A 19,944-nucleotide genomic window follows, 5' to 3' on the forward strand; every position below is an offset into this window, starting at 1 on the left:
ATATAAATTCAAAAACGTCAATATAATATATTGAACAGAATGAATGCGAGAATTACATACATATAATATGATCAAAAGGAGTATGTAAATAATCTGGTAAAAGAGAAAAGTTTCTACCTTACTATCTGGCACAAAAATAGAAGTTATTAAATGGATACAGGCAAATATTACAGAGATACCGATAAACAATTGATTCCTTTTTCTTATAAAACTCTTGGGTTCCATTATCCACCTCATGTCTAACTTATATGTGTCTTATACTATCTCATTTAGTTCTATAAGAAAATAAAAAATTTTGGTAAGATAAAGAGGTAAATAAAAGGAGGAAGTAAAGTGTCATTTACTTTTAATAAAGAAGAAACTGTTTCATTGTTAAAGCAATTAGTTGAAATACCTAGTCCATCTGGTTACACAAAAGAAATTATGGATTTTATGGAGAATATATTACTCGATTTACAAGTAGCTTTTAAACGTACGAACAAAGGGGCATTAATAGCTACTATTAAAGGGGAAAATGATGTACAACATCGTTTACTTACAGCTCACACAGATACGCTTGGTGCAATGGTAAAAGAAGTGAAAACAAGCGGAAGATTAAAACTTGCTATGGTTGGCGGATTTAATTGGAATGCGGTTGAAGGGGAGTACTGTACTATTCATACTGCTGAAGGGGAAAAAATCCGTGGCACTATTCTTATGCATCAAACAACTGTTCATGTCTACAAAAATGCAAGTGGACTGGCAAGAGATGAGCAAAATATCGAAGTTCGCGTGGATGAAAAAGTAACGAATGCTGAAGGGACACGTAGGCTAGGTATTGAAGTGGGTGATTTTGTATCTTTTGATCCACGTTTTGAAGAAACGGATACTGGTTTCATAAAGTCTCGCCATTTAGATGACAAAGCAAGTACAACTTTATTGCTTCAATTAATTAAGTCAATTAAAGAAAATAATATTGTACTTCCAAATACAACTCATTTCTATATTTCGAATAATGAAGAAATCGGCTATGGAGGAAATTCAAATATTCCAGAACAAGTAGAGGAATATATTGCAGTAGATATGGGCGCTATAGGAGACGGACAAACTTCTGACGAATATACCGTATCTATTTGTGCAAAAGATTCTTCGGGGCCTTACCATTACGAACTTACTCGTCAATTAGTAGAACTTGCGAAAAAAGAAAATATCGATTACAAATTAGACATATATCCGTTCTATGGTTCAGATGCATCAGCTGCTATTCGCGCAGGTTATGATGTAAAACATGCATTATTTGGACCTGGAATTGAAGCTTCCCATGCATATGAACGGACGCATATTGATTCATTGGAACAAACAGCTAAACTTTTATATGCTTATGTAAACTCAAAAATGGTATAAACAAACTTTAATAAAACTAGTAGAATCAGCAGCCGTTTCTGTGATTTATTTTGTTAGAAAACGGTAAGCTGGTTCTTTTTTACTTGTATTTTCGTGCACAAATCCATATGATAAAAAAGTAAATAAGAAGGAGATACAAAATATATGGACTTAAATTTAACAGATAAAATATTAAAAAGAAGAACCTTTGCAATCATTTCCCATCCCGATGCTGGTAAAACAACTATTACAGAAAAGCTTTTATATTTTGGTGGGGCAATTCGTGATGCAGGAACAGTAAAAGGAAAAAAATCCGGGAAATTTGCAACATCAGACTGGATGGAAATAGAAAAACAACGTGGTATTTCGGTTACCTCTTCTGTCATGCAATTTGATTTTAACGATTGTCGTATTAACATTTTAGATACTCCTGGGCATCAGGATTTCAGTGAAGATACGTATCGAACATTAATGGCTGTAGATAGCGCGGTTATGATTGTTGATGCAGCAAAAGGGATTGAAGCCCAAACATTAAAACTATTTAAAGTTTGTCGTATGAGAGGAATTCCTATTTTCACGTTTATAAACAAACTTGACCGACAAGGGAAAGAACCATTGGAACTAATGGAAGAATTAGAAGAAGTCCTAGGGATTCAATCTTATGCGATGAACTGGCCAATCGGTATGGGGAAAGAATTCTTAGGAATTTATGATCGCTTTAATAAGCGAATCGAACAATTCCGTGTAGAAGAATCCGATAAATATCTTCCTATTGATGAAAATGGAGAACTTGCAGTGGATCATTCAATGAAACAAACTTCTTACTATACACAAGCAATGGAAGACATCCTACTTTTAAATGAAGCTGGAAATAATTTCGATAAAGAAAAGGTACTTTCAGGAGATTTAACTCCTGTCTTCTTTGGTAGTGCGTTAACAAATTTCGGTGTACAAACTTTTTTAGAAACCTATTTACAATTTGCACCTACACCACAACCTCGTAACACGGATATTGGAGAGGAAGTAAGTCCATTGAATGAAGAATTCTCTGGCTTTATCTTTAAAATTCAAGCGAATATGAATCCTGCTCACCGCGATCGTATTGCATTTGTCCGTATCGTATCTGGTAAATTTGAAAGAGGTATGAATATCACACTCGCTCGTACTGGCAAAAATTTCAAAGTTACACAGTCCACACAGTTTTTAGCAGATGACCGCGAAACGGTTGATGAGGCAGTTGCAGGCGATATTATTGGTCTCTATGATGTGGGGAATTATCAAATTGGCGATACAGTAGTTGGAGGAAAGAAAGCATTTAATTATGAGAAGTTACCTCAATTTACTCCAGAACTATTTGTGAAAGTAACTGCTAAAAACGTATTGAAATCAAAGCATTTCCATAAAGGTATCTTGCAATTAGTACAAGAAGGTGCGATCCAATATTATAAAACACTTCATACAGAAGAAGTCATTTTAGGAGCAGTTGGTCAACTTCAATTTGAAGTGTTTGAGCACCGTATGAAAAATGAATACAATGTGGATGTACGAATGGAGCCAATCGGTTCGAAAGTAGCTCGATGGATTGAAAATGAAGAAGAGGTAAAAGAATCGATGACTGGTCCAAGAAGTATGTTAGTGCGAGATCGTTACGATAATTATGTTTTCTTATTTGAGAATGAGTTTGCAACAAGATGGTTCCAAGATAAGTATGAGCATATTAAATTATACAATCTTCTATAATATGGGAGACCTCCTTTTGATTAAGGTGGTCTTTTCTTATGGTAAGACAACTCCAAATAGTGAAATATTACTTCAAATCGCAAGATAGCACGTCCGAATCGCAATAACATTATTTAATAATTTGAACTCTTCCTTTTTTGGGCATATGATAGTAGTAGCAAATATAAAGGTGGTCCCCGAAAATGAAAATAAGTGATTTCTCCATAAAAAGGCCGGTATTCACAACCGTCATCATGTTTTTAATCATCATCCTCGGTGGTGTTTCATTTTTTAAAATACCCATTACCTTAATACCGGACTTAAATCCTCCAATTGCGGTAGTCGTTTCAAGTTATCCTGGCGCAAGCCCAGTTGAAGTAAATGAAAAAATTACCAAACCACTCGAAAATTCCTTAAGTACATTACCTGGTATTAAATCCATTAATAGTACATCCCAAGAAGGAGCAAATTTTATATTATTGGAATTTGAGTGGTCCACAAATATGGATGATGTAGAATCAGACGTCATGCAGCGAATCGACATTACGCCTATGCCTGAAGGAGCTATAAAACCTAAGTTTCTAAAGTTTGATCCAGCTCAATTTCCGGTTATTCAGTTATCGTTAAGTGGTAAAAAAGCGAATGGAGATATTCGATTAATCGCGGAAAAGCTAGAAAAAGAACTAATTAGTACGGAAGGTGTCGCAAGTTTAAATGTATCCGGTGCAATCGTAGAAGAAGTGCAAATCCTGCTCAATCAAAATAAGTTAGAGGAAAAAGGATTAACACAGAGCGACATTGTACAACTCATTCAAGCAAACAATATCTCCCTTCCAGGAAGTCCCATTGAAACAGAAGATAAAAAAACGCTCACCACTAGAATTATTAGCACTCTTACTACGGTAGACGATATTAAAGACCTTGTGGTCACTGTAAATCCGCTCGACGGTAAAAAAGTGACGATTGCAGATATTGCAACGGTCCAACTTACGGAACCAGAACAAAATTCAGAAACTAGGGCAAATAGCGAACCTGCTGTTTTACTATCTGTTCTTCAAGAATCAAATGCAAATACGGCAAATGTATCCAAAGCATTTAAGGAAGCATTAGACAAGCAACTGGCAAAAGAGGAGTTTTCTGGTGTAAAAGCAGATATATTATTTGACCAAGGAGACTATGTACGACTAGCAATTAATAATATTGGCTCCACGCTTATAACAGGCGGTATTTTAGCGATGCTCATATTATTTGTCTTTTTAAAAGGGATAAAGAGTCCAATAATTATAGGTATTGCCATTCCGTATTCTGTCATTGTGACATTTGTATTAATGTTCTTTGCTGGATTCTCTTTAAATATTATGACGCTGGGAGCATTAGCGTTAGGAATAGGAATGCTCGTCGATAATTCCATTGTTGTCATTGAGAATATTGAAAGGCATTTAGGATTAGGGAAGAATCCGCGAGAAGCCGCTTTTATCGGAACAAAAGAAGTTGTGGGAGCTATTACCGCATCTACTTTAACTACGGTTGCTGTGTTTGTGCCTGTTATATTTCTTTCTGGACTAATTGGACAGATATTCACGGAATTTGCACTAACGATTTCGTTTAGTTTATTTGCTTCATTAGTAGTGGCCATAACAGTTATACCAATGATGGCTAGTAGAATGCTGAAGAAGCCAAAAGGTGATCTGGAAGCGAAAAGACGTCGTTCGAAAACGTACAATAATTTTGAACGATCCATTAGATGGTCATTATCTCATCGCGCCATCGTTCTTACTATTACTATTGTTTTATTGGCCATTTCAACGTTTGGTTTATTCCGTACGGGGACGGAATTTTTACCTGCTACAGACGAGGGCTTTGTTACGATAGCAGTAAGACTTGAAAACGGAGCGTCTTTTGGTGCGACAAATGAAGTTGTGAAGAAAATTGAGCAGCAATTGCAAAAAGAAAATGATGTAGAAGTGTTCGTAAGTTTTGTAGGAGGAAATCAAGAAGGGCAATCGAGAGGGACATCTAAATCTAATATTGCAGAAATATCCGTCAAGCTAGTACCTTTAGATGAACGCAAGCGATCTACCTTCATGTTTGTAGATGAAGTTCAACCGAAAGTAATAAAAGCTGCAGGAAAAAATGTGGAAGTAAACTTTAATATGCAGACGGCCGCTGGTTCAGCTCCTAACTCACTATCGTTCACACTATCATCTGCGAGTAAAGATAATTTGAATAAAGCGGTAAATTCCGTTTCGAAACAACTGGAAAAAATAAATGGTATAACTAGTATGAGAAATGATTTAACTGAAAAAATTGATGAAGTGCAATTGACGGTAAAAAAAGATGCGGCAACAGAATATGGGCTTGCCCCAGTCCAAATTGCTCAAACGGTTAATAATGTAACGAGAGGTGTGTTTGCTACTCAAATTATTTCCGAGCAAGAAGATGTTTACGGCGTCTATGTGAAATACGATGAAGCATATCGAAACAGTGTGGAACAATTAAAACAACTGAAATTAAGAACTCCTTCTGGCCAGTATATTACTTTACAAGAAGTAGCGAATATTGAAATTGCAGAAGGACCTTTAACCATTCGAAGAGTAAATCAAGCGAGCGCTGTTACATTCACCTTAAAATATGCATCGCACTATTCTTTAGGTGAAATGTCCAGTTTCGTGGATGCTGCCATTGATAAAGCTAATTTGCCAAACAATGTGCTCATTTCCTTTGGAGGAGATAGAGAGTTATTGGACAATGCAAAAAATGATATGATTTTAGCTATTTTATTGGCAGTTGTCTTAGTATACATCGTAATGGCTGCACAATTTGAGTCGTATAAATATCCGTTCGTGATTATGTTCACTGTTCCTCTCATTACTATTGGAATTTTCATTGGTCTCTTCACGACAAACACATCTATAAGTATTTCAGTAGTAATTGGAATTCTTATCTTAGTGGGTATTGTTGTAAACAATGGAATTGTCTTGGTGGATTATATCAATCAACGAAAAGCGAGTGGTTTGGATTCTTATGAAGCAATAATAACGTCCGTAAGGGATCGCGTTCGTCCGATTTTAATGACTGCTTTAACTACTATTTTAGGACTAGTTCCCCTTGCCTTAGGTTTAGGAGAGGGAACGGAGATAAATCAGCCCATGGGAATTACCGTAGTAGGAGGATTAATTAGTTCCACATTCTTAACTTTATATGTTGTACCTGTTATTTATAGTTTGTTTGATAAAGAAACAAGAACAAAAGCAGTGTCTAAAAAGTCAAAAGGTATTTAAAATTACATCCATGATTACCTTTAGAATAAGTCTTTTATATTGGAAATAAAGAGTTCTACTTCTATAAGTTGAAACAGTATGATATAATGAATAACATAATTAAATAGACTTTTGACATATGTCAAAGGGGAGTAGCTATAGGGAAACCTATTTCATAGTCGTCATTACATGGCTTTTGCCATCGGTTATGATAGTAATTTTACAATTACTTAGCAAGACCTTTGCCTTTAATTAGGCAAGGGTCTTTTTATTTGCAAAAAGGAGGATATTAATTTAATGGAAGCAATATTATTTCAGTATGGATGGGTATTACTTGTTTTAGTTGGATTGGAAGGATTACTTGCAGCGGATAATGCAGTCGTGATGGCGGTAATGGTAAAGCATTTACCGAAGGAGAGACAGAAAAAAGCATTATTTTACGGATTAGTTGGAGCTTTTGTATTTAGATTTTTGGCACTTTTTATGATTACATTTCTAGTAAATGTATGGCAAGTTCAGGCTTTGGGTGCTGCATACTTATTATTCATTTCGATTAAACATATTTATGATAAATCGAAAATTAAACCAGAAGATCATCCTGATTTTGACTTAAACACATCAAAAGGATCAAGTTTTTGGTTTACTGTATTAAAAGTAGAGGTAGCGGATATCGCTTTTGCAATTGACTCGATGCTTGCTGCTGTGGCTATAGCAGTTACTTTGCCAGAACTTGGTGAATTACATATAGGGGGCATAAACGGAGGGCAATTCGCAGTAATGTTCTTGGGAGGAGTAATTGGACTTGTCATTATGCGTTTTGCAGCCCATAAATTTGTTCAATTGCTTGAAAAATATCCTTCATTAGAAACAGCTGCATTCTTAATAGTAGGCTGGGTAGGAGTAAAACTAGCTGTATTGACACTTTCACATCCAAAAGTTGGTATACTAGATGAACATTTTCCACACTCAGCTCCTTGGGAAATCACGTTTTGGACGGTTCTATTAGCCATTGCCCTTTTTGGTTATATTTTTGGTGTAATATCAAACAAAAAAGTTTACAAATAGTATTTAAGTGGAAAAGCATAAAAGATAGTTGGTTTTAGCTATCTTTTTATGCTTTTTTTTCTTACAATGAGGGAACAGTCTATACGTTTTCTGAAAGGAAATTATCACCATGATAAAAAAACGACTAAAAACAAAACTAAATAATACCCCAGCCCAAGCGATTGTAACCTATTATTTTATTGCAATCGCAATTTCTGTGATACTACTTCGTTTACCGGGTGTTCATAAGCCTGGAGTTCACGTTAATTTTATCGACAGTTTATTTACTGCGGTAAGTGCTGTAAGTGTCACAGGATTATCATCGGTTAATATATCCGAAACATATAGTGTATTTGGATATTTTATGATCATACTTGTACTGCAATTAGGTGGTATTGGAATTATGGCTTTAGGAACTTTTGTTTGGTTAATTTCTGGTAAAAAAATTGGACTTCGTGAACGTCAACTGATCATGGTCGATTATAACCAATCAAATTTATCCGGAGTAGTTAACTTAATTAAAGAAATCGTGAAATTATTATTGTTGATACAGGCAATAGGGGCATTATTATTAACCTTGTACTTTACCCAATATTACGATTCGTTTAAAGAAGCATTGACCCATGGTATTTTTACTTCTGTATCTGCTACGACGAATGCGGGATTTGATATTACAGGAAACTCCTTAATTCCTTATCATCATGATTATTTTGTTCAAATTATTACTATTTTCCTCATTATTTTTGGAGCAATCGGGTTTCCTGTCCTAATTGAAGTAAAAGAATTTCTGTCGAATAAGAATAAAAGTTTTCGTTTTTCTCTTTTTACAAGACTTACGACAATTACCTATGCTATTCTTTTAGTTTTTGGCACCATCATGATATATTTACTTGAAATGTTCCATGCATTCAAAGGAATGCCTTGGCATGAAAAATTCTTTACTGCTTTATTCCATTCTGTTTCTACACGTTCAGCAGGATTAACTACGATAGACGTTACGCAGTTTCATGAAGGTACAAACTTTTTAATGAGTGTGCTTATGTTCATCGGTGCATCCCCAAGCTCAGTTGGTGGAGGAATTAGGACGACGACATTTGCTATTGCTGTCTTATTTCTCATAAACTTTTCGAGAGGAAAAGATAGTGTACAAATTTTCCATCGTGAAGTGCATTTAATCGACATATTTCGTGCCTTTGCAGTAATTATTTTAGCTTTTGCCATGGTATTTATTGCTACCATTTTATTATCAGTTACCGAAACTAATGTACCAATTACTTCCTTAATCTTTGAAATTACATCCGCTTTTGGAACATGTGGGATGTCTCTTGGAATAACAGGGGAACTGTCCGACTTAGGGAAAGTGATTATTATGATTCTAATGTTTATTGGGCGTGTAGGCTTGATTTCATTCTTATATTCAATAGGTGGAAAGAGTAATAAAACAAAATTCCACTATCCTAAAGAACGGGTTATTATAGGTTAAAAGAAACCGAGCATAAGGTCCATTACTGGACCTTATGCTCGGTTTTAATATTAAGAATCAGTTTTGACTTAATCCCAAGAAAGTGCAATTTACGCGAAAGCACTCTACACTTATTTCTCAATAAAAGAAAAATGAGGAGCATTATTTATACCGAAAGTGGATAGCAAATAGCCCTCTTTTTCTTTAATCACTCCTTGCTTATAAGAATCTAAGCAAAGTGAAATTGGGGTAATAAATGTTTGCTTATATAATTCACGTTCGTTCAATTGTAATTCAACAAATTCCGCACCCGCAATGGAGGGATTCATAACGAGCTGTTTATAAAGTTTCGATTGCTCTTCTTTGGTCATATCATTTTCCCACCAAGGCTTACGAGGTTGGAATTTTTGTTTGGATAAATAATCGAGTTTCATAACACTTTGAATGATTGGTAACGAGAGCTTTTCCACACTCTCTAAGAAAGCATTCAATCTTGTATATAAATCTTCTAATTGATGTCCAATTTTCGACCAATTTCTTTCTTCCCAGAACGTTCCATATTGTTGAAAAAAGTCGAAAGGTGTTTCGAATATTTGATCGAATAAATACTCAAGCGTACGATCCATTCGGTGTGCATTCCAGTACTTTTCTAATACGTCTTCCACTTGTTTGATACGAAGAATATCATCAAAAGTTAAGACATTATTAGAAAATATTTCGTATGGAGCTTGATCGACATAGACATAACCATACTTTTCTGCTTCAACACGCAACCCAGTTCCTCTTAGAAGTTTCAAAAAACCCAGTTGTAATTCTTCTGGACGCATTTCAAATACTTCGTTAAATGTCCTTCTAAACGAATGATAGTCTTCTTCCGGTAAACCAGCTATCAAATCAAGATGCTGATCTATTTTTCCACCGCTTTTGACCATCGTCACAGTACGTTTTAATTTCTCAAAGTTTTGTCTGCGTTTTACAAGTTCATTCGTCAAATCATTCGTAGATTGTACACCGATTTCAAAACGAAAAAGCCCTGCAGGAGCATTATCATTCAAAAACTGAATTACTTCTGGACGCATAATATCAGCCGTTATTTCAAATTGAAAAACAACTCCTGGTAGATGTTCATCAATTAAAAATTGAAACATTTCCATTGCATAACTTCTACTAATATTAAACGTTCGATCGACAAACTTTATCGTTTTCGCACCATTAGTCATTAAAAAGCGAATATCTTCTTTTACTTTATCTCTATTGAAATATCTTACACCTACTTCAATAGAAGATAGACAAAATTGACAGGAGAATGGGCAGCCACGGCTAGTTTCGATGTAAGCAATACGCTTAGAGAGATTTGGAATATCCTCTTCAAAGCGGTAAGGTGTTGGTGATTCTCTCAAATCTAATTTTGGAGGTAGCGTATTTAGAATAAATTTGTCGTCTTGTACATATGCTACTCCAGGAACATCTTTTAAGGATTGCTTATTATGTAAGAAGTTCAATAACTCCTTAAAAGAATGTTCTCCTTCTCCTACGACAATATAATCTATTTCTTTCACTTGTCTTAACCAGACATTTGTATCATAAGAGACTTCGGGTCCTCCCAAAATAATTGTGATCGAAGGATCTACGGTCTTTAATATTTTAATAACCTTTATTGTTTCTTCGATATTCCAAATGTAACAACTAAACCCTACTATTTCAGGTTTTTTCTGATAGAGGTCTGCAACAATATTGAAAGTGGGGTCTTTTATTGTATATTCAGCGATAAGGGGGGAATATTCTGGTTCAGCATATGCCTTTAGACAGCGTAGGGCTAAATTTGTATGAATGAACTTTGCATTTAGTGTTGCTAATATTATATTCATTTTTTAAACTCCTTTTTTTCGTATATATATTGTATCAAGGAAAAGAGGTGTCGACAATATAGTAAGAAAGAATCATTTCAATATCAAAAAGGATATGGAATAATCAGAATTAATAAACATTTTAATTAGTTATCGGACTTTTTTCTCTTTTATTTGTTAATTTAGTGAACTCTATTTATTTTATGTATTTTTATGGAAATGGTTTTTCAAATGCAAGGAGAGGTTGGGTGTTGTTGTGCTAGCTGAGTACAAGTATAAGAAAAAGTTTGAACATATTTTTCAGTTTTATTCATCTGGGCTAATTTTCATCAATGAAAGAGGGGAAATTTTAGAAGTTAATTCAAAAATAGAAGAAATTTTTCAAACTAAACGAAATGAACTATGTAGTATGAATGTATTGCAACTTCTAGAAAGTTTAGACGAAAGTTTTGAGAATAAAAAAGCTTTTATACAAGCTGTACTACTAGATGGAAATGCCGAACTATTTAGTGAGTTACAAAATAGCTTAGGCGAACTAAAGTATATACGAATCAGGGTATCAAAACAGAAAGAAACTAAACTATACCTAATTGAAATACACGATGAATCTGAAAAGATGAGAATGAAAAGGCGATTAGATCATTCAGAATCCCTTAGCACATTAGGGCAATTAGCAGCGAGTATTGCGCATGAAATTCGAAATCCTATGACTTCCTTAAAAGGTTTTACCCAGTTGCTTTACAAAACAGCTAATGAAGATGGTAAAAGATACTTAACGGTTATTAATGATGAAATAAAAAGAATGGAAGAAATATTAACGGAATTTTTAGAAGTCTCAAAGCCCACTAATAATAAATTTTATTATTTTGAAGTGAAGGGTTTGATTGAAGAAGTTGTAAATTTCATGACTCCCCAGGCAATAATGAACAACATTAATCAAGTGGTTAATTTTAGGGTAGATGAAAATCGCAAAATTTTAGGTGATCGAAACTTATTGAAACAAGTTTTTATAAATGCGATAAAAAATGCTATTGAATCAATGCCAATGGGTGGAAATATTAGTGTAAATGTTATGGAGGATATAGAACATAGAGATAATAAGTTCATATGTATTTCAATAGAAGATCAAGGCCATGGAATAGAAGAAAAGAATTTAGAAAAGATATTCGATCCTTTCTTTTCCACAAAAAAAGGTGGGACAGGTCTTGGTTTACCACATATTTATAAAGTAATTGAATTGCATGGTGGAACAATCGTTGTGGATAGTTCAGTTGGAAAAGGAACCATATTCAAATTAATACTACCGAGTAAAGTGGAAAATAAGTCTATTTTGACAATATGAATGTTAGACCTTTATAATAGTGGTTAATGTATTATATATAGGTGAGGATGACCATAATGTCAAATGATCAATCGAACAGTGCGTTAAAGTTATTTGTTGTATTATCACGTGCTCATAAAGTAATTCATGAGAGTACAAATTATTTTTTTCAAGAAAACGGACTAAATCCTACAGAATTTGCAGTTTTAGAACTTTTATATCATAAAGGAAAACAACCGCTGCAACAAATTGGCAATAAAATCTTATTGGCGAGTGGCTCTATTACTTATGTTGTAGACAAGTTAGAGGGTAGAGGTTATATTAGTAGAGTTTCAAGCGACACCGATCGGCGTGTCACTTTTGCAGAAATCACTCCAGCAGGTAACGCTTTTATGGATGAACTTTTCCCAAGACATGAAGCGCAATTGATAGAGCTAATGAGGGAATTGACCAATGAAGACAAGCAAATAGTAATTGAACTAGTGAAGAAACTCGGGTTATCCATTAAAAATCTTTCTAGTTAATAAAAGCAAGCTTCTAACGCACATGTGTTATAAGCTTTTTTTGATTCTTTTTTCTAAATTGTGACTGAACAGGTTGATTTCTGCGGGCGGTCCGTGAGCCTCCTCGCTTCGCTGTGGGGTCTCTACCTGGACACGCTTTTCCCGCTGGAGTCGCCGCCTTCTGCTCCAATCAACAGTGCAGCTAAGAAAGAAAATATGCTTTGTCGACATAATGAACTGGTGCTTATAATGAGTGTTTAGACAGAGATGCATAGGGTAGACTCAGACGCTGATGCGTAAAACCTTTCAAATCGCGAAGTCTTAATCTTTACTTGGTTTTCCTTTTATACCCAATGTCCAAAGTGCATATAATTCACTGGGTAGATGATTAGATTAGGAGGAACTTGAGAAAAATAGGTAGCATTCATTAATAAAGAAGTGCTGAGCGGACGAAATTGTATCTTCGTCCGCTTTTAAAAAATAGGAAAGCATTTTATCTCTCATTATCCAAACCAAATGCATTATGTATTATACCAAGAGGGCGACGGACAAACACCCGCCAAAAGATTACCAAAAAAAAATGGATCGTGAAGTGACCTAGTCACTTCACAATCCATAATTCTAACGTTAATAGTGTAGCCAATGTTTCGTCCAAAGCGCTCTGGAAATAGTGAAGACAAGATGCTCTTAAAGGCCGTTTGCGCTTTTCTTAATCGTTTCAGCCATTTCAACAAACTTTTCGAATGCAGGATTATCTTCTGTATCAAAAATAGTTAGCTTTACGATTAATCCATCTCTTTCAAATGTATAACCCGAAACCTTGCCTTCAGGTGTATCAATTTGAAAACCTTTTGTTTCTTTAATGGAATCATTAGTAGGAAGTTGATTTTCATCTGTAATTTCTACTAATTTTTCATTTTCATTGGAAGCTTTGAGTGTTTCTTCTAAATTATTAGTAATATCATTTAAATCGACCTCACTAGCGTCGAATGTTTCTATTCTCATAGATTGTGAGTCGTTTTTGATATTAAAAAGTATATCTTTGCTTGGCTCTTCTCCAGTTAATTCAAAACCATCTATCACTGTAATGGAATAGTTTTGGCTTTCACTTTTTGTAATTGTCCCTTCAAGTTCTTGTTCGAGTTTAGTAGTACTTCCTGCAGCTTCTGTTTGTTCAGCACTCTTCGTTTCAGTATCAGGTTGATCGGCTTTTTCAATTCCATCTGTCGTACCACAAGCAGCGAGTAACATAGTAAGTAATAGAATGGAAAGTAATGAGTTTATTTTTTTCAAAATCATTCAGCTCCTTTTTATTGATATAAAAGTATAACTTTTCTAAATAGTGTTTGTCTAGCGCTTGCACTTTTCTAAAATGGATAAGAAAGTATATTCTTTTTTACTTAAATTTCATGCCAGGAACAGATTGATTTCCTTTGCAGGCTGATACTTTCCTGGGGGCAAGCTTCAATCCGCCGCCTTCTGCTCCAATATCAAGAGTCCTAATACGGAAATGAATATACTTCGTCCAATTAATGCAGACATAGGCGCTTGCGCTTTTCTTAATAGACGTGAAATGTGGATAAATGTTTCATTAAAGTGGGAAAACTAAAAATAGTAGTACTAACATGGTGATATGTGCCAATATGATAAGTTGCATACTTTTTTTCCATTCGTACAAATAGCCTAAAATAATTCCCACCACGAAAGAGCCAAGTACCCCTAACCAAAAACCACTAAAAACTAAGGATAGGCTAAACAATGCCGCACTAATAACAACCGAATAAGAAGGTTTAAACCAGCGCTTTAATTGCTGTTGGATATAGCCTCTCCAAAATAATTCTTCTCCAGGTGCAATAAGAATTAATAAGAGTAAATACTCCGAAATAGTAGAGGGAGCAAACTTCGTGATAAAGTGATCAATACTTGTTGTTGAAAGTATAGGCAATATATGGATTATTTTGTAACCGAATGCTATAATTGCATATAAAAGCATTCCAAAGCTTATACCCAACAAAATATAACGTATTGTTTTGACCTCATCTTTTATTTTAGTGTAAAAATAAGCAATTGACATGAGAAAAAGGATCGTAAAAGTGTAGAAATACCAAAATTCTTTCTCATTTGAAAATGATATCCATGTGAGTGAATAAGCAATAATCAAAGAAAGTAATAATCTTATTAATGGTATTTGACGATTCATAAAAAAGCACATCCTAACAGTTATTTAAAATACCGTTCTTCTTTGAAAGAGGAACGGTAAGACGTTTAATCTTCATTACTATATAATATTTTATAACGTTTATGGTTTACAACGGTCTTTTCTTCTATTTCGAGTTCATCAAAGTTCTCCATAAATGTTAAGTTAACTATAACAGAGTTCTCGTTAACTTTCTCAACAATACCTTGAAGACCGTCTCTAAACTCTATAATATTACCAACTTCTGCAACTTTCACAGACTGTCCCTCCCCTTTTTAGAACTTATTAAATTACAGTTTGCCCTAAAAAGAGGTATACGTAAAGTATTTTAGTCAAAAGTTTAAAAATTATACATCATTCGGAAAAAGAAAGGAATGATACAAATGAATAAATTTGAAGAGATGCTGAATCTCCTTAAAAATGGGGATATCCAAACTTTAGAAATTTCGAAAGAAGATTTTCTTGCTTTTCGAGAAGTCCTGATCAAAAGAGAGGATTTTAAGCATTTTTCTGGTAATGCCATGCAAGGTGCTCAAGTTGTATTTACATATTTAAAAGTTCCAAGAAGTTAATCTGTCATTAATTGTCGAGAAGTTCTCGGTTTTAAAACTTCAAACAAAAGGTATACTGTGAAGAATGTATATATTGTTAAAGGGGTGATTCTATATGTTTGAATCTATTTTGAAGCGAGTAGAATATACGAGAGAGAAAATGATACAGTCTGCTACTGAAAAGGGTGTATCCAATCTAGAAACTATTCGTTTAAGTGAAGAGTTAGATCAGCTTTTAAATGAGTTCCAATATTTAGAGAATAGTGTATTGAATGTAGCAAAAGTAGATTAGCTTATAGGGGGAGAATTATATATGAATAGTATTTCCTTACTTCAAGAAGAATTGAACAAAGCGGTGATTGGAAGGGAAAAAGAAATTGAACTAATGCTAATCGGACTAATTGTACAAGGTCATGTGCTTTTAGAAAGTGTACCAGGCTCAGGAAAAACAATGATGGCTAAGTCATTTGCAGAAGCAATTCAAGGAGAGTTTAAGCGGTTACAATTTACGCCGGACGTTTTACCATCCGATGTAACTGGTATTAGTTTTTTTCATCCAAAAAAACAAGATTTTATCCTTAGAGTAGGACCGGTAATGAGTAATATATTACTTGCGGACGAGATAAACCGTGCCACACCAAGAACACAGTCGAGCTTATTAGAAGCAATGGAAGAAAAACAAGTAACAATTGATGGGGAAACCATTAAGTTACTAACTCCTTTTATGGTAATTGCTACGCAAAATCCAGTCGAGTCTCAACAAGGAACATTCCCACTTCCTGCTGCACAATTAGATCGATTTTTATTTAAATTAACGATTGATTATCCTTCCGTTGAAGAAGAAAGAGTTATATTACAACAATTTGGACGTACTCCGGGAGAGGTAAAATCAAAAAAAATAGTGACATTAGAACAAATTGGAAATTGGTCTGAGAAAGTAAAGGATGTAGTAGTGCATGATGACATCATGACATATATCATTCAAATCATACATAGTACTAGAAACCACCCATATATTGAATTAGGGTTAAGTAGTCGGGCATCGCTAGCGCTACTGCAAGCTGCTAAGGCGCATGCATTTATAAACGGTAGAATGTACGTTACACCAGATGATGTGAAAAAAATTATTGAACCTGTGTGTCTTCACCGAATAAAACTTTCCTATCAAGGAATGCTCATTCATAATCTAGCAGACGTTATGAGAGAACTAGTTAGCGAAATTGAAGTTCCTGTAGAGGCCGCTATTCGATGAATTGGAATCGTCAAGATTTAGGTATGAAGAATACGAGCATATATGTAAATATATTGATTATAATATGTTTCTTTAGTTTTATTTTTAAGCAATATGCCTTTTTATCTCTTTTTTCTTTTTTACTAATGATTGCGCTTGTTCAAGTCTACTATTATCGAAAAGTAGGTGAAAAATTAGAGCTGCTGAATGGAAAAAAGAGAGTCCGTTTAATGAAAGATACAACATCTCATATTGTACTAACCTTCCAAAATAAAGGGATGCCTATTTGGAATGGAACCCTATTAATATCTTTTCAAACTTCTATAGAACCAAATGGGATTGCGAATGCAACAATTGCAGGTTTTCACGAAGTAAGAGTCCATTTCTCTATTGGGTATAAAAAGAAAGTAATATTGAAAATTCCTATAAAAGGTGTTCACAGAGGGCTAGCAAGGATCAAACAAATTGAAATACAAATTCCACATCCTTTAACGGATGGTTCCGTTTTGCTTGAGTATAAGCCATTTATATTAATGGATGCGATCGTCTTTCCGCAAATCTATCCCGTTAATGAGGAGCTCATACCATCTAAATTTAAGCAAGGCAATTTAGAATTAAATTCTTCTTTATTTGATGATCCTTTTTTTCCAGTAGGAACAAGACAGTATGAGGTAGGAGATCAATTTCATCATATTCACTGGAAAGCTAGTGCTAAAACACAAGAGTTGCAAACGAAAGTATTTACAAAAGTAGCGGATGTTTCCGTCTTATTTGTTGTAAATCTTAAGGATAAGCATAGTGTAGTTGCAGATTTTGAAGAAAAAATCGAGTGGCTCGCTTCTCATATAGATGCTTGCTATAAAAAAGATATCCCTTATTCTTTTGCAATAAATATACGAGCATATGGGAAATTTCCTTTTGTTTATTTACCAATAGGGAGCGGAGATACACATCGGATACAAGCATTAGAGATTCTCTCCATATTGTCTGTGAGTGATATTTTAATTCCATTTGAAAAGATTATTGCGTTCATAGATTCCCATGAAGAGCTACCTGTTGCTGTATATATTATGACACATGACTTAAATCAGTTTTTACCTTCTCTAATCCCTTGGGAGCAACGTACAAACGTTTGGTATCCACTAGATTTAAGTAAAGGGGGAGTATTATAATGCATAATTCGACCCGCACTATTAATATTCAAATACAGTCGTTTGGAAACTATTTAAAAGATATGTGGTTTATTGTTTTGATTTTTGTTTTTATTCCAAATGAAACAACTATAGCCTTACCCTTTGTTTGGATAGGACTACAATTAGTCGTTGCAATTGCATGCCTTTTCAGTTTCAGAAAAACAGGACCTAACATGGTCATCCCATTTATTGTCCCTACGATTATTCTGTTATTCCTTTTCCTTTTTGGAGCTCCTTTTTGGTTATTTATATTAGGTGTCGTGATTTCAATATGGCGAATTCAAGCAAGATTTAATACGATTCAAAACGAGCAGACTACAGATAGTAGCTTTTCCCTATTATTTTTAGCTACATTTCTATTCGTACATGTTACTTGTTTTCTATTAAGTTATGAAGCATATCGTTTGCTTCTCTATACAGTGTTTATAACAGGTATAGCGCTATTTGTTGGAATACGTTTATTTTCAGTTTCTATGAACTCATCCAGTCACAATTCTTTGAAAAGAACCAACATATTAGGTATTTATATAGTTAGTATTGCTACTGTGGCAAGTTTATCTGCGTTTATTTATTTCCTCGCACCTATTATTCGTAAAATGGTTGATGTTCTATTTGGAGGTATACTTCGTGTAGTACTTATCCCTTTTGGACCTTTAATGAGCTATTTGGAAGATCTGGTTAGTAAATTACAAATGAGACAGTTCGAAGAGAGCGCACAAGTACCAGTAGGAGAACAAGCCGAAATAGAGAAAAAAGAAATTATTGCTGGAACTAATTCAAATTTCCCAATCGAATGGATCCTTTTTGGACTAGCTGCAATTGTAATTATATTTTTTATACGATATTTGTTAAAAAATAAACCAGATAAATTAAAAATAGAGCAAATGGAAATTGAGTATGAGAACGATGAAATAAATGAAGAAGAAAAACAAAAGAGCCAATCAAATTCCTTATACAAAGTAGAAACATCTCTTTTGCGTGAAAAGTATGTAGAGTTTGAAATGGAAGCTAAATCATTCGAGTTTGAAAGAAATAAAAGTGAAACAGTAAGAGAATGGTTTAAAAGCATGAACTGGCATGTAGAAAGTGTGTTTTTTCAATTATATGAAGAAGTGAGATACGGAAGCCATTTGATTAGTTCCGATAAAGCGGAATTATTTCTAAAAAGTTTAGAAGAAATAAGAAAATATTATTTTGTTGAAAAAGATGTTTAAAAATATGGTAGAACGGGCATATTAATAAAGAACACAGCAACATTCTCATTTCCCCCTTTTTAAGGATCATCCAAAAGTATTTGGGTGATCCTCTTTTTTTGGTACACTATACATATAAAATATACTTGTGGGGGAATAAACATGTCAGAGAAATTAAAAACAGGCTTTATCGGTACAGGAGTTATGGGCAAAAGTCTAGTTAAGCATTTATTAAAAGCAGGAAATGAAGTAGTAGTTTATACAAGAACAAGAGAAAAAGCAGAAGAACTAATTTCAATGGGGGCTACGTGGGCAGAAACTCCAAGTGAAGCAGCGAGCAATGCGCAAATTGTGTTTACAATGGTTGGATATCCACATGATGTAGAGGAAATATATTTTGGAGAGCAAGGAATATTGAAAGCTAATAATAAAGGGTTAGTTCTAATTGATATGACCACTTCTACACCGACACTTGCCCAAAAAATTGAACAAGCTGCAAAAGAAAAAGAGATGCTTTCTCTCGATGCACCAGTTTCCGGTGGAGATATCGGAGCACAATTAGGAAAACTATCTATTATGTGTGGTGGAGAAATGGAAACATTTAATCAAGTGTTGCCCGTTTTGAACCTTTTTGGTGAAACAATTTTATACCAAGGACCAGCCGGTGCAGGTCAGCATACAAAAATGTGTAACCAAATTACGATAGCGACTGGGATGATCGGGGTTTGCGAAGCACTTGCATACGGAAAAAAAGCAGGATTAGATTTAGAACAAGTGTTACGTTCTATCTCAACAGGAGCAGCAGGATCTTGGTCACTCAGTAATTTAGCTCCACGTATGATAGGAGGCGACTTTGAACCTGGGTTTTACATTAAACACTTCGTGAAAGATATGAAGATTGCTTTAGAAGAAGCAGAAAAGATGAACTTGAAGCTTCCTGGATTAGAACTTACGAAATCGATGTACGATGAATTAGTTGCGCAAGGATATGAAGATAACGGGACGCAGTCATTAATAAAATCATACGAATCGTATAGGAAGTAATTACTACTATATGATAC

Annotated in this window: 17 protein-coding genes and 1 riboswitch; of the genes, 13 read left to right on the forward strand and 4 right to left on the reverse strand. The window is 34.4% G+C overall.

Annotated features, from left to right (window positions below; all coding sequences use genetic code 11):
* Positions 1–333: 333 nt before the first annotated feature.
* The 5 genes from ACEPXD_RS05130 to ACEPXD_RS05150 all read left to right on the forward strand — a co-directional run bounded on the left by ACEPXD_RS05130 (position 334) and on the right by ACEPXD_RS05150 (position 8,868).
* Positions 334–1,383: a M42 family metallopeptidase gene (locus ACEPXD_RS05130; RefSeq protein WP_391120562.1), complete on the forward strand. Its 1,050-nt coding sequence runs from the start codon at positions 334–336 to the stop codon at positions 1,381–1,383.
* A 144-nt stretch (positions 1,384–1,527) separates the two neighbouring features.
* Entirely contained in the window at positions 1,528–3,102 is a 1,575-nt protein-coding gene (locus ACEPXD_RS05135; protein ID WP_391120564.1) for a peptide chain release factor 3, read from the forward strand.
* A 182-nt stretch (positions 3,103–3,284) separates the two neighbouring features.
* The gene (locus tag ACEPXD_RS05140; RefSeq protein ID WP_391120566.1) at positions 3,285–6,362 is read left to right on the forward strand and encodes an efflux RND transporter permease subunit; all 3,078 of its coding nucleotides are present in this window, start codon (positions 3,285–3,287) and stop codon (positions 6,360–6,362) included.
* Between the two features lie 114 nt (positions 6,363–6,476).
* Positions 6,477–6,572: riboswitch (yybP-ykoY riboswitch) on the forward strand.
* Between the two features lie 66 nt (positions 6,573–6,638).
* Positions 6,639–7,406 (forward strand): TerC family protein, encoded by a 768-nt coding sequence (locus tag ACEPXD_RS05145; protein ID WP_151699224.1) that lies wholly within the window; start codon positions 6,639–6,641, stop codon positions 7,404–7,406.
* A 109-nt stretch (positions 7,407–7,515) separates the two neighbouring features.
* Positions 7,516–8,868, forward strand: a complete 1,353-nt coding sequence (locus tag ACEPXD_RS05150) for a TrkH family potassium uptake protein (protein ID WP_391120568.1) — start codon at positions 7,516–7,518, stop codon at positions 8,866–8,868.
* A gap of 110 nt (positions 8,869–8,978) precedes the next feature.
* Here the strand turns inward: ACEPXD_RS05150 and ACEPXD_RS05155 are convergent, their stop codons facing one another.
* A complete protein-coding gene (locus tag ACEPXD_RS05155) occupies positions 8,979–10,715 on the reverse strand; it encodes a B12-binding domain-containing radical SAM protein (protein WP_391120570.1) in 1,737 nt (578 codons plus the stop codon).
* Positions 10,716–10,938: 223 nt separating this feature from the next.
* On the opposite strand from ACEPXD_RS05155, the gene ACEPXD_RS05160 reads away from it, so the two are divergent.
* Together ACEPXD_RS05160 and ACEPXD_RS05165 are read left to right on the forward strand one after the other, a co-directional pair.
* Complete coding sequence (locus ACEPXD_RS05160) at positions 10,939–12,036, forward strand: ATP-binding protein (protein ID WP_391120572.1); 1,098 nt, start codon at positions 10,939–10,941, stop codon at positions 12,034–12,036.
* 56 nt (positions 12,037–12,092) lie between these two features.
* Positions 12,093–12,539, forward strand: coding sequence for a MarR family winged helix-turn-helix transcriptional regulator (locus tag ACEPXD_RS05165; protein ID WP_391120574.1), 447 nt, complete (start codon positions 12,093–12,095; stop codon positions 12,537–12,539).
* A 666-nt stretch (positions 12,540–13,205) separates the two neighbouring features.
* On the opposite strand, the gene ACEPXD_RS05170 is transcribed toward ACEPXD_RS05165, so the two are convergent.
* The 3 genes from ACEPXD_RS05170 to ACEPXD_RS05180 all read right to left on the reverse strand — a co-directional run bounded on the left by ACEPXD_RS05170 (position 13,206) and on the right by ACEPXD_RS05180 (position 14,972).
* On the reverse strand, positions 13,206–13,811 hold the full coding sequence (locus ACEPXD_RS05170) for a hypothetical protein (RefSeq protein WP_391120576.1): 606 nt from the start codon (positions 13,809–13,811) through the stop codon (positions 13,206–13,208).
* A gap of 298 nt (positions 13,812–14,109) precedes the next feature.
* On the reverse strand, positions 14,110–14,718 hold the full coding sequence (locus ACEPXD_RS05175; RefSeq protein WP_391120578.1) for a CPBP family intramembrane glutamic endopeptidase: 609 nt from the start codon (positions 14,716–14,718) through the stop codon (positions 14,110–14,112).
* Positions 14,719–14,783: 65 nt separating this feature from the next.
* A complete protein-coding gene (locus ACEPXD_RS05180; RefSeq protein WP_391120580.1) occupies positions 14,784–14,972 on the reverse strand; it encodes a YkvS family protein in 189 nt (62 codons plus the stop codon).
* A 126-nt stretch (positions 14,973–15,098) separates the two neighbouring features.
* Between ACEPXD_RS05180 and ACEPXD_RS05185 the strand changes: the two genes are divergently transcribed.
* The 6 genes from ACEPXD_RS05185 (at position 15,099) to ACEPXD_RS05210 (ending at position 19,927) form a co-directional block, all read left to right on the forward strand.
* Positions 15,099–15,287, forward strand: coding sequence for a hypothetical protein (locus ACEPXD_RS05185; RefSeq protein ID WP_391120582.1), 189 nt, complete (start codon positions 15,099–15,101; stop codon positions 15,285–15,287).
* 94 nt (positions 15,288–15,381) lie between these two features.
* The gene (locus ACEPXD_RS05190) at positions 15,382–15,558 is read left to right on the forward strand and encodes an aspartyl-phosphate phosphatase Spo0E family protein (protein ID WP_391120584.1); all 177 of its coding nucleotides are present in this window, start codon (positions 15,382–15,384) and stop codon (positions 15,556–15,558) included.
* Positions 15,559–15,579: 21 nt separating this feature from the next.
* A complete protein-coding gene (locus ACEPXD_RS05195; protein ID WP_391120586.1) occupies positions 15,580–16,518 on the forward strand; it encodes an AAA family ATPase in 939 nt (312 codons plus the stop codon).
* Positions 16,515–17,669, forward strand: coding sequence for a DUF58 domain-containing protein (locus ACEPXD_RS05200; RefSeq protein WP_391120589.1), 1,155 nt, complete (start codon positions 16,515–16,517; stop codon positions 17,667–17,669). Before ACEPXD_RS05195 ends, ACEPXD_RS05200 begins: the two co-directional genes overlap by 4 nt.
* On the forward strand, positions 17,669–18,904 hold the full coding sequence (locus tag ACEPXD_RS05205; protein WP_391120592.1) for a hypothetical protein: 1,236 nt from the start codon (positions 17,669–17,671) through the stop codon (positions 18,902–18,904). Before ACEPXD_RS05200 ends, ACEPXD_RS05205 begins: the two co-directional genes overlap by 1 nt.
* 141 nt (positions 18,905–19,045) lie before the next feature.
* Positions 19,046–19,927: an NAD(P)-dependent oxidoreductase gene (locus ACEPXD_RS05210; RefSeq protein WP_391120595.1), complete on the forward strand. Its 882-nt coding sequence runs from the start codon at positions 19,046–19,048 to the stop codon at positions 19,925–19,927.
* Positions 19,928–19,944 lie beyond the last annotated feature (17 nt).

It is taken from the genome of Psychrobacillus sp. L3 (genome assembly GCF_042945595.1).
GTDB lineage: Bacteria > Bacillota > Bacilli > Bacillales_A > Planococcaceae > Psychrobacillus.

Bases quoted from the DNA above. Each gene is read 5' to 3' on its own strand.
- ACEPXD_RS05135 (WP_391120564.1), top strand. From the start codon at position 1,528: ATGGACTTAAATTTAACAGATAAAATATTAAAAAGAAGAACCTTTGCA.
- ACEPXD_RS05140 (WP_391120566.1), top strand. From the start codon at position 3,285: ATGAAAATAAGTGATTTCTCCATAAAAAGGCCGGTATTCACAACCGTC.
- ACEPXD_RS05145 (WP_151699224.1), top strand. From the start codon at position 6,639: ATGGAAGCAATATTATTTCAGTATGGATGGGTATTACTTGTTTTAGTT.
- ACEPXD_RS05150 (WP_391120568.1), top strand. From the start codon at position 7,516: ATGATAAAAAAACGACTAAAAACAAAACTAAATAATACCCCAGCCCAA.
- ACEPXD_RS05155 (WP_391120570.1), bottom strand. From the start codon at position 10,715: ATGAATATAATATTAGCAACACTAAATGCAAAGTTCATTCATACAAAT.
- ACEPXD_RS05165 (WP_391120574.1), top strand. From the start codon at position 12,093: ATGTCAAATGATCAATCGAACAGTGCGTTAAAGTTATTTGTTGTATTA.
- ACEPXD_RS05175 (WP_391120578.1), bottom strand. From the start codon at position 14,718: ATGAATCGTCAAATACCATTAATAAGATTATTACTTTCTTTGATTATT.
- ACEPXD_RS05185 (WP_391120582.1), top strand. From the start codon at position 15,099: ATGAATAAATTTGAAGAGATGCTGAATCTCCTTAAAAATGGGGATATC.
- ACEPXD_RS05190 (WP_391120584.1), top strand. From the start codon at position 15,382: ATGTTTGAATCTATTTTGAAGCGAGTAGAATATACGAGAGAGAAAATG.
- ACEPXD_RS05195 (WP_391120586.1), top strand. From the start codon at position 15,580: ATGAATAGTATTTCCTTACTTCAAGAAGAATTGAACAAAGCGGTGATT.
- ACEPXD_RS05200 (WP_391120589.1), top strand. From the start codon at position 16,515: ATGAATTGGAATCGTCAAGATTTAGGTATGAAGAATACGAGCATATAT.
- ACEPXD_RS05205 (WP_391120592.1), top strand. From the start codon at position 17,669: ATGCATAATTCGACCCGCACTATTAATATTCAAATACAGTCGTTTGGA.
- ACEPXD_RS05210 (WP_391120595.1), top strand. From the start codon at position 19,046: ATGTCAGAGAAATTAAAAACAGGCTTTATCGGTACAGGAGTTATGGGC.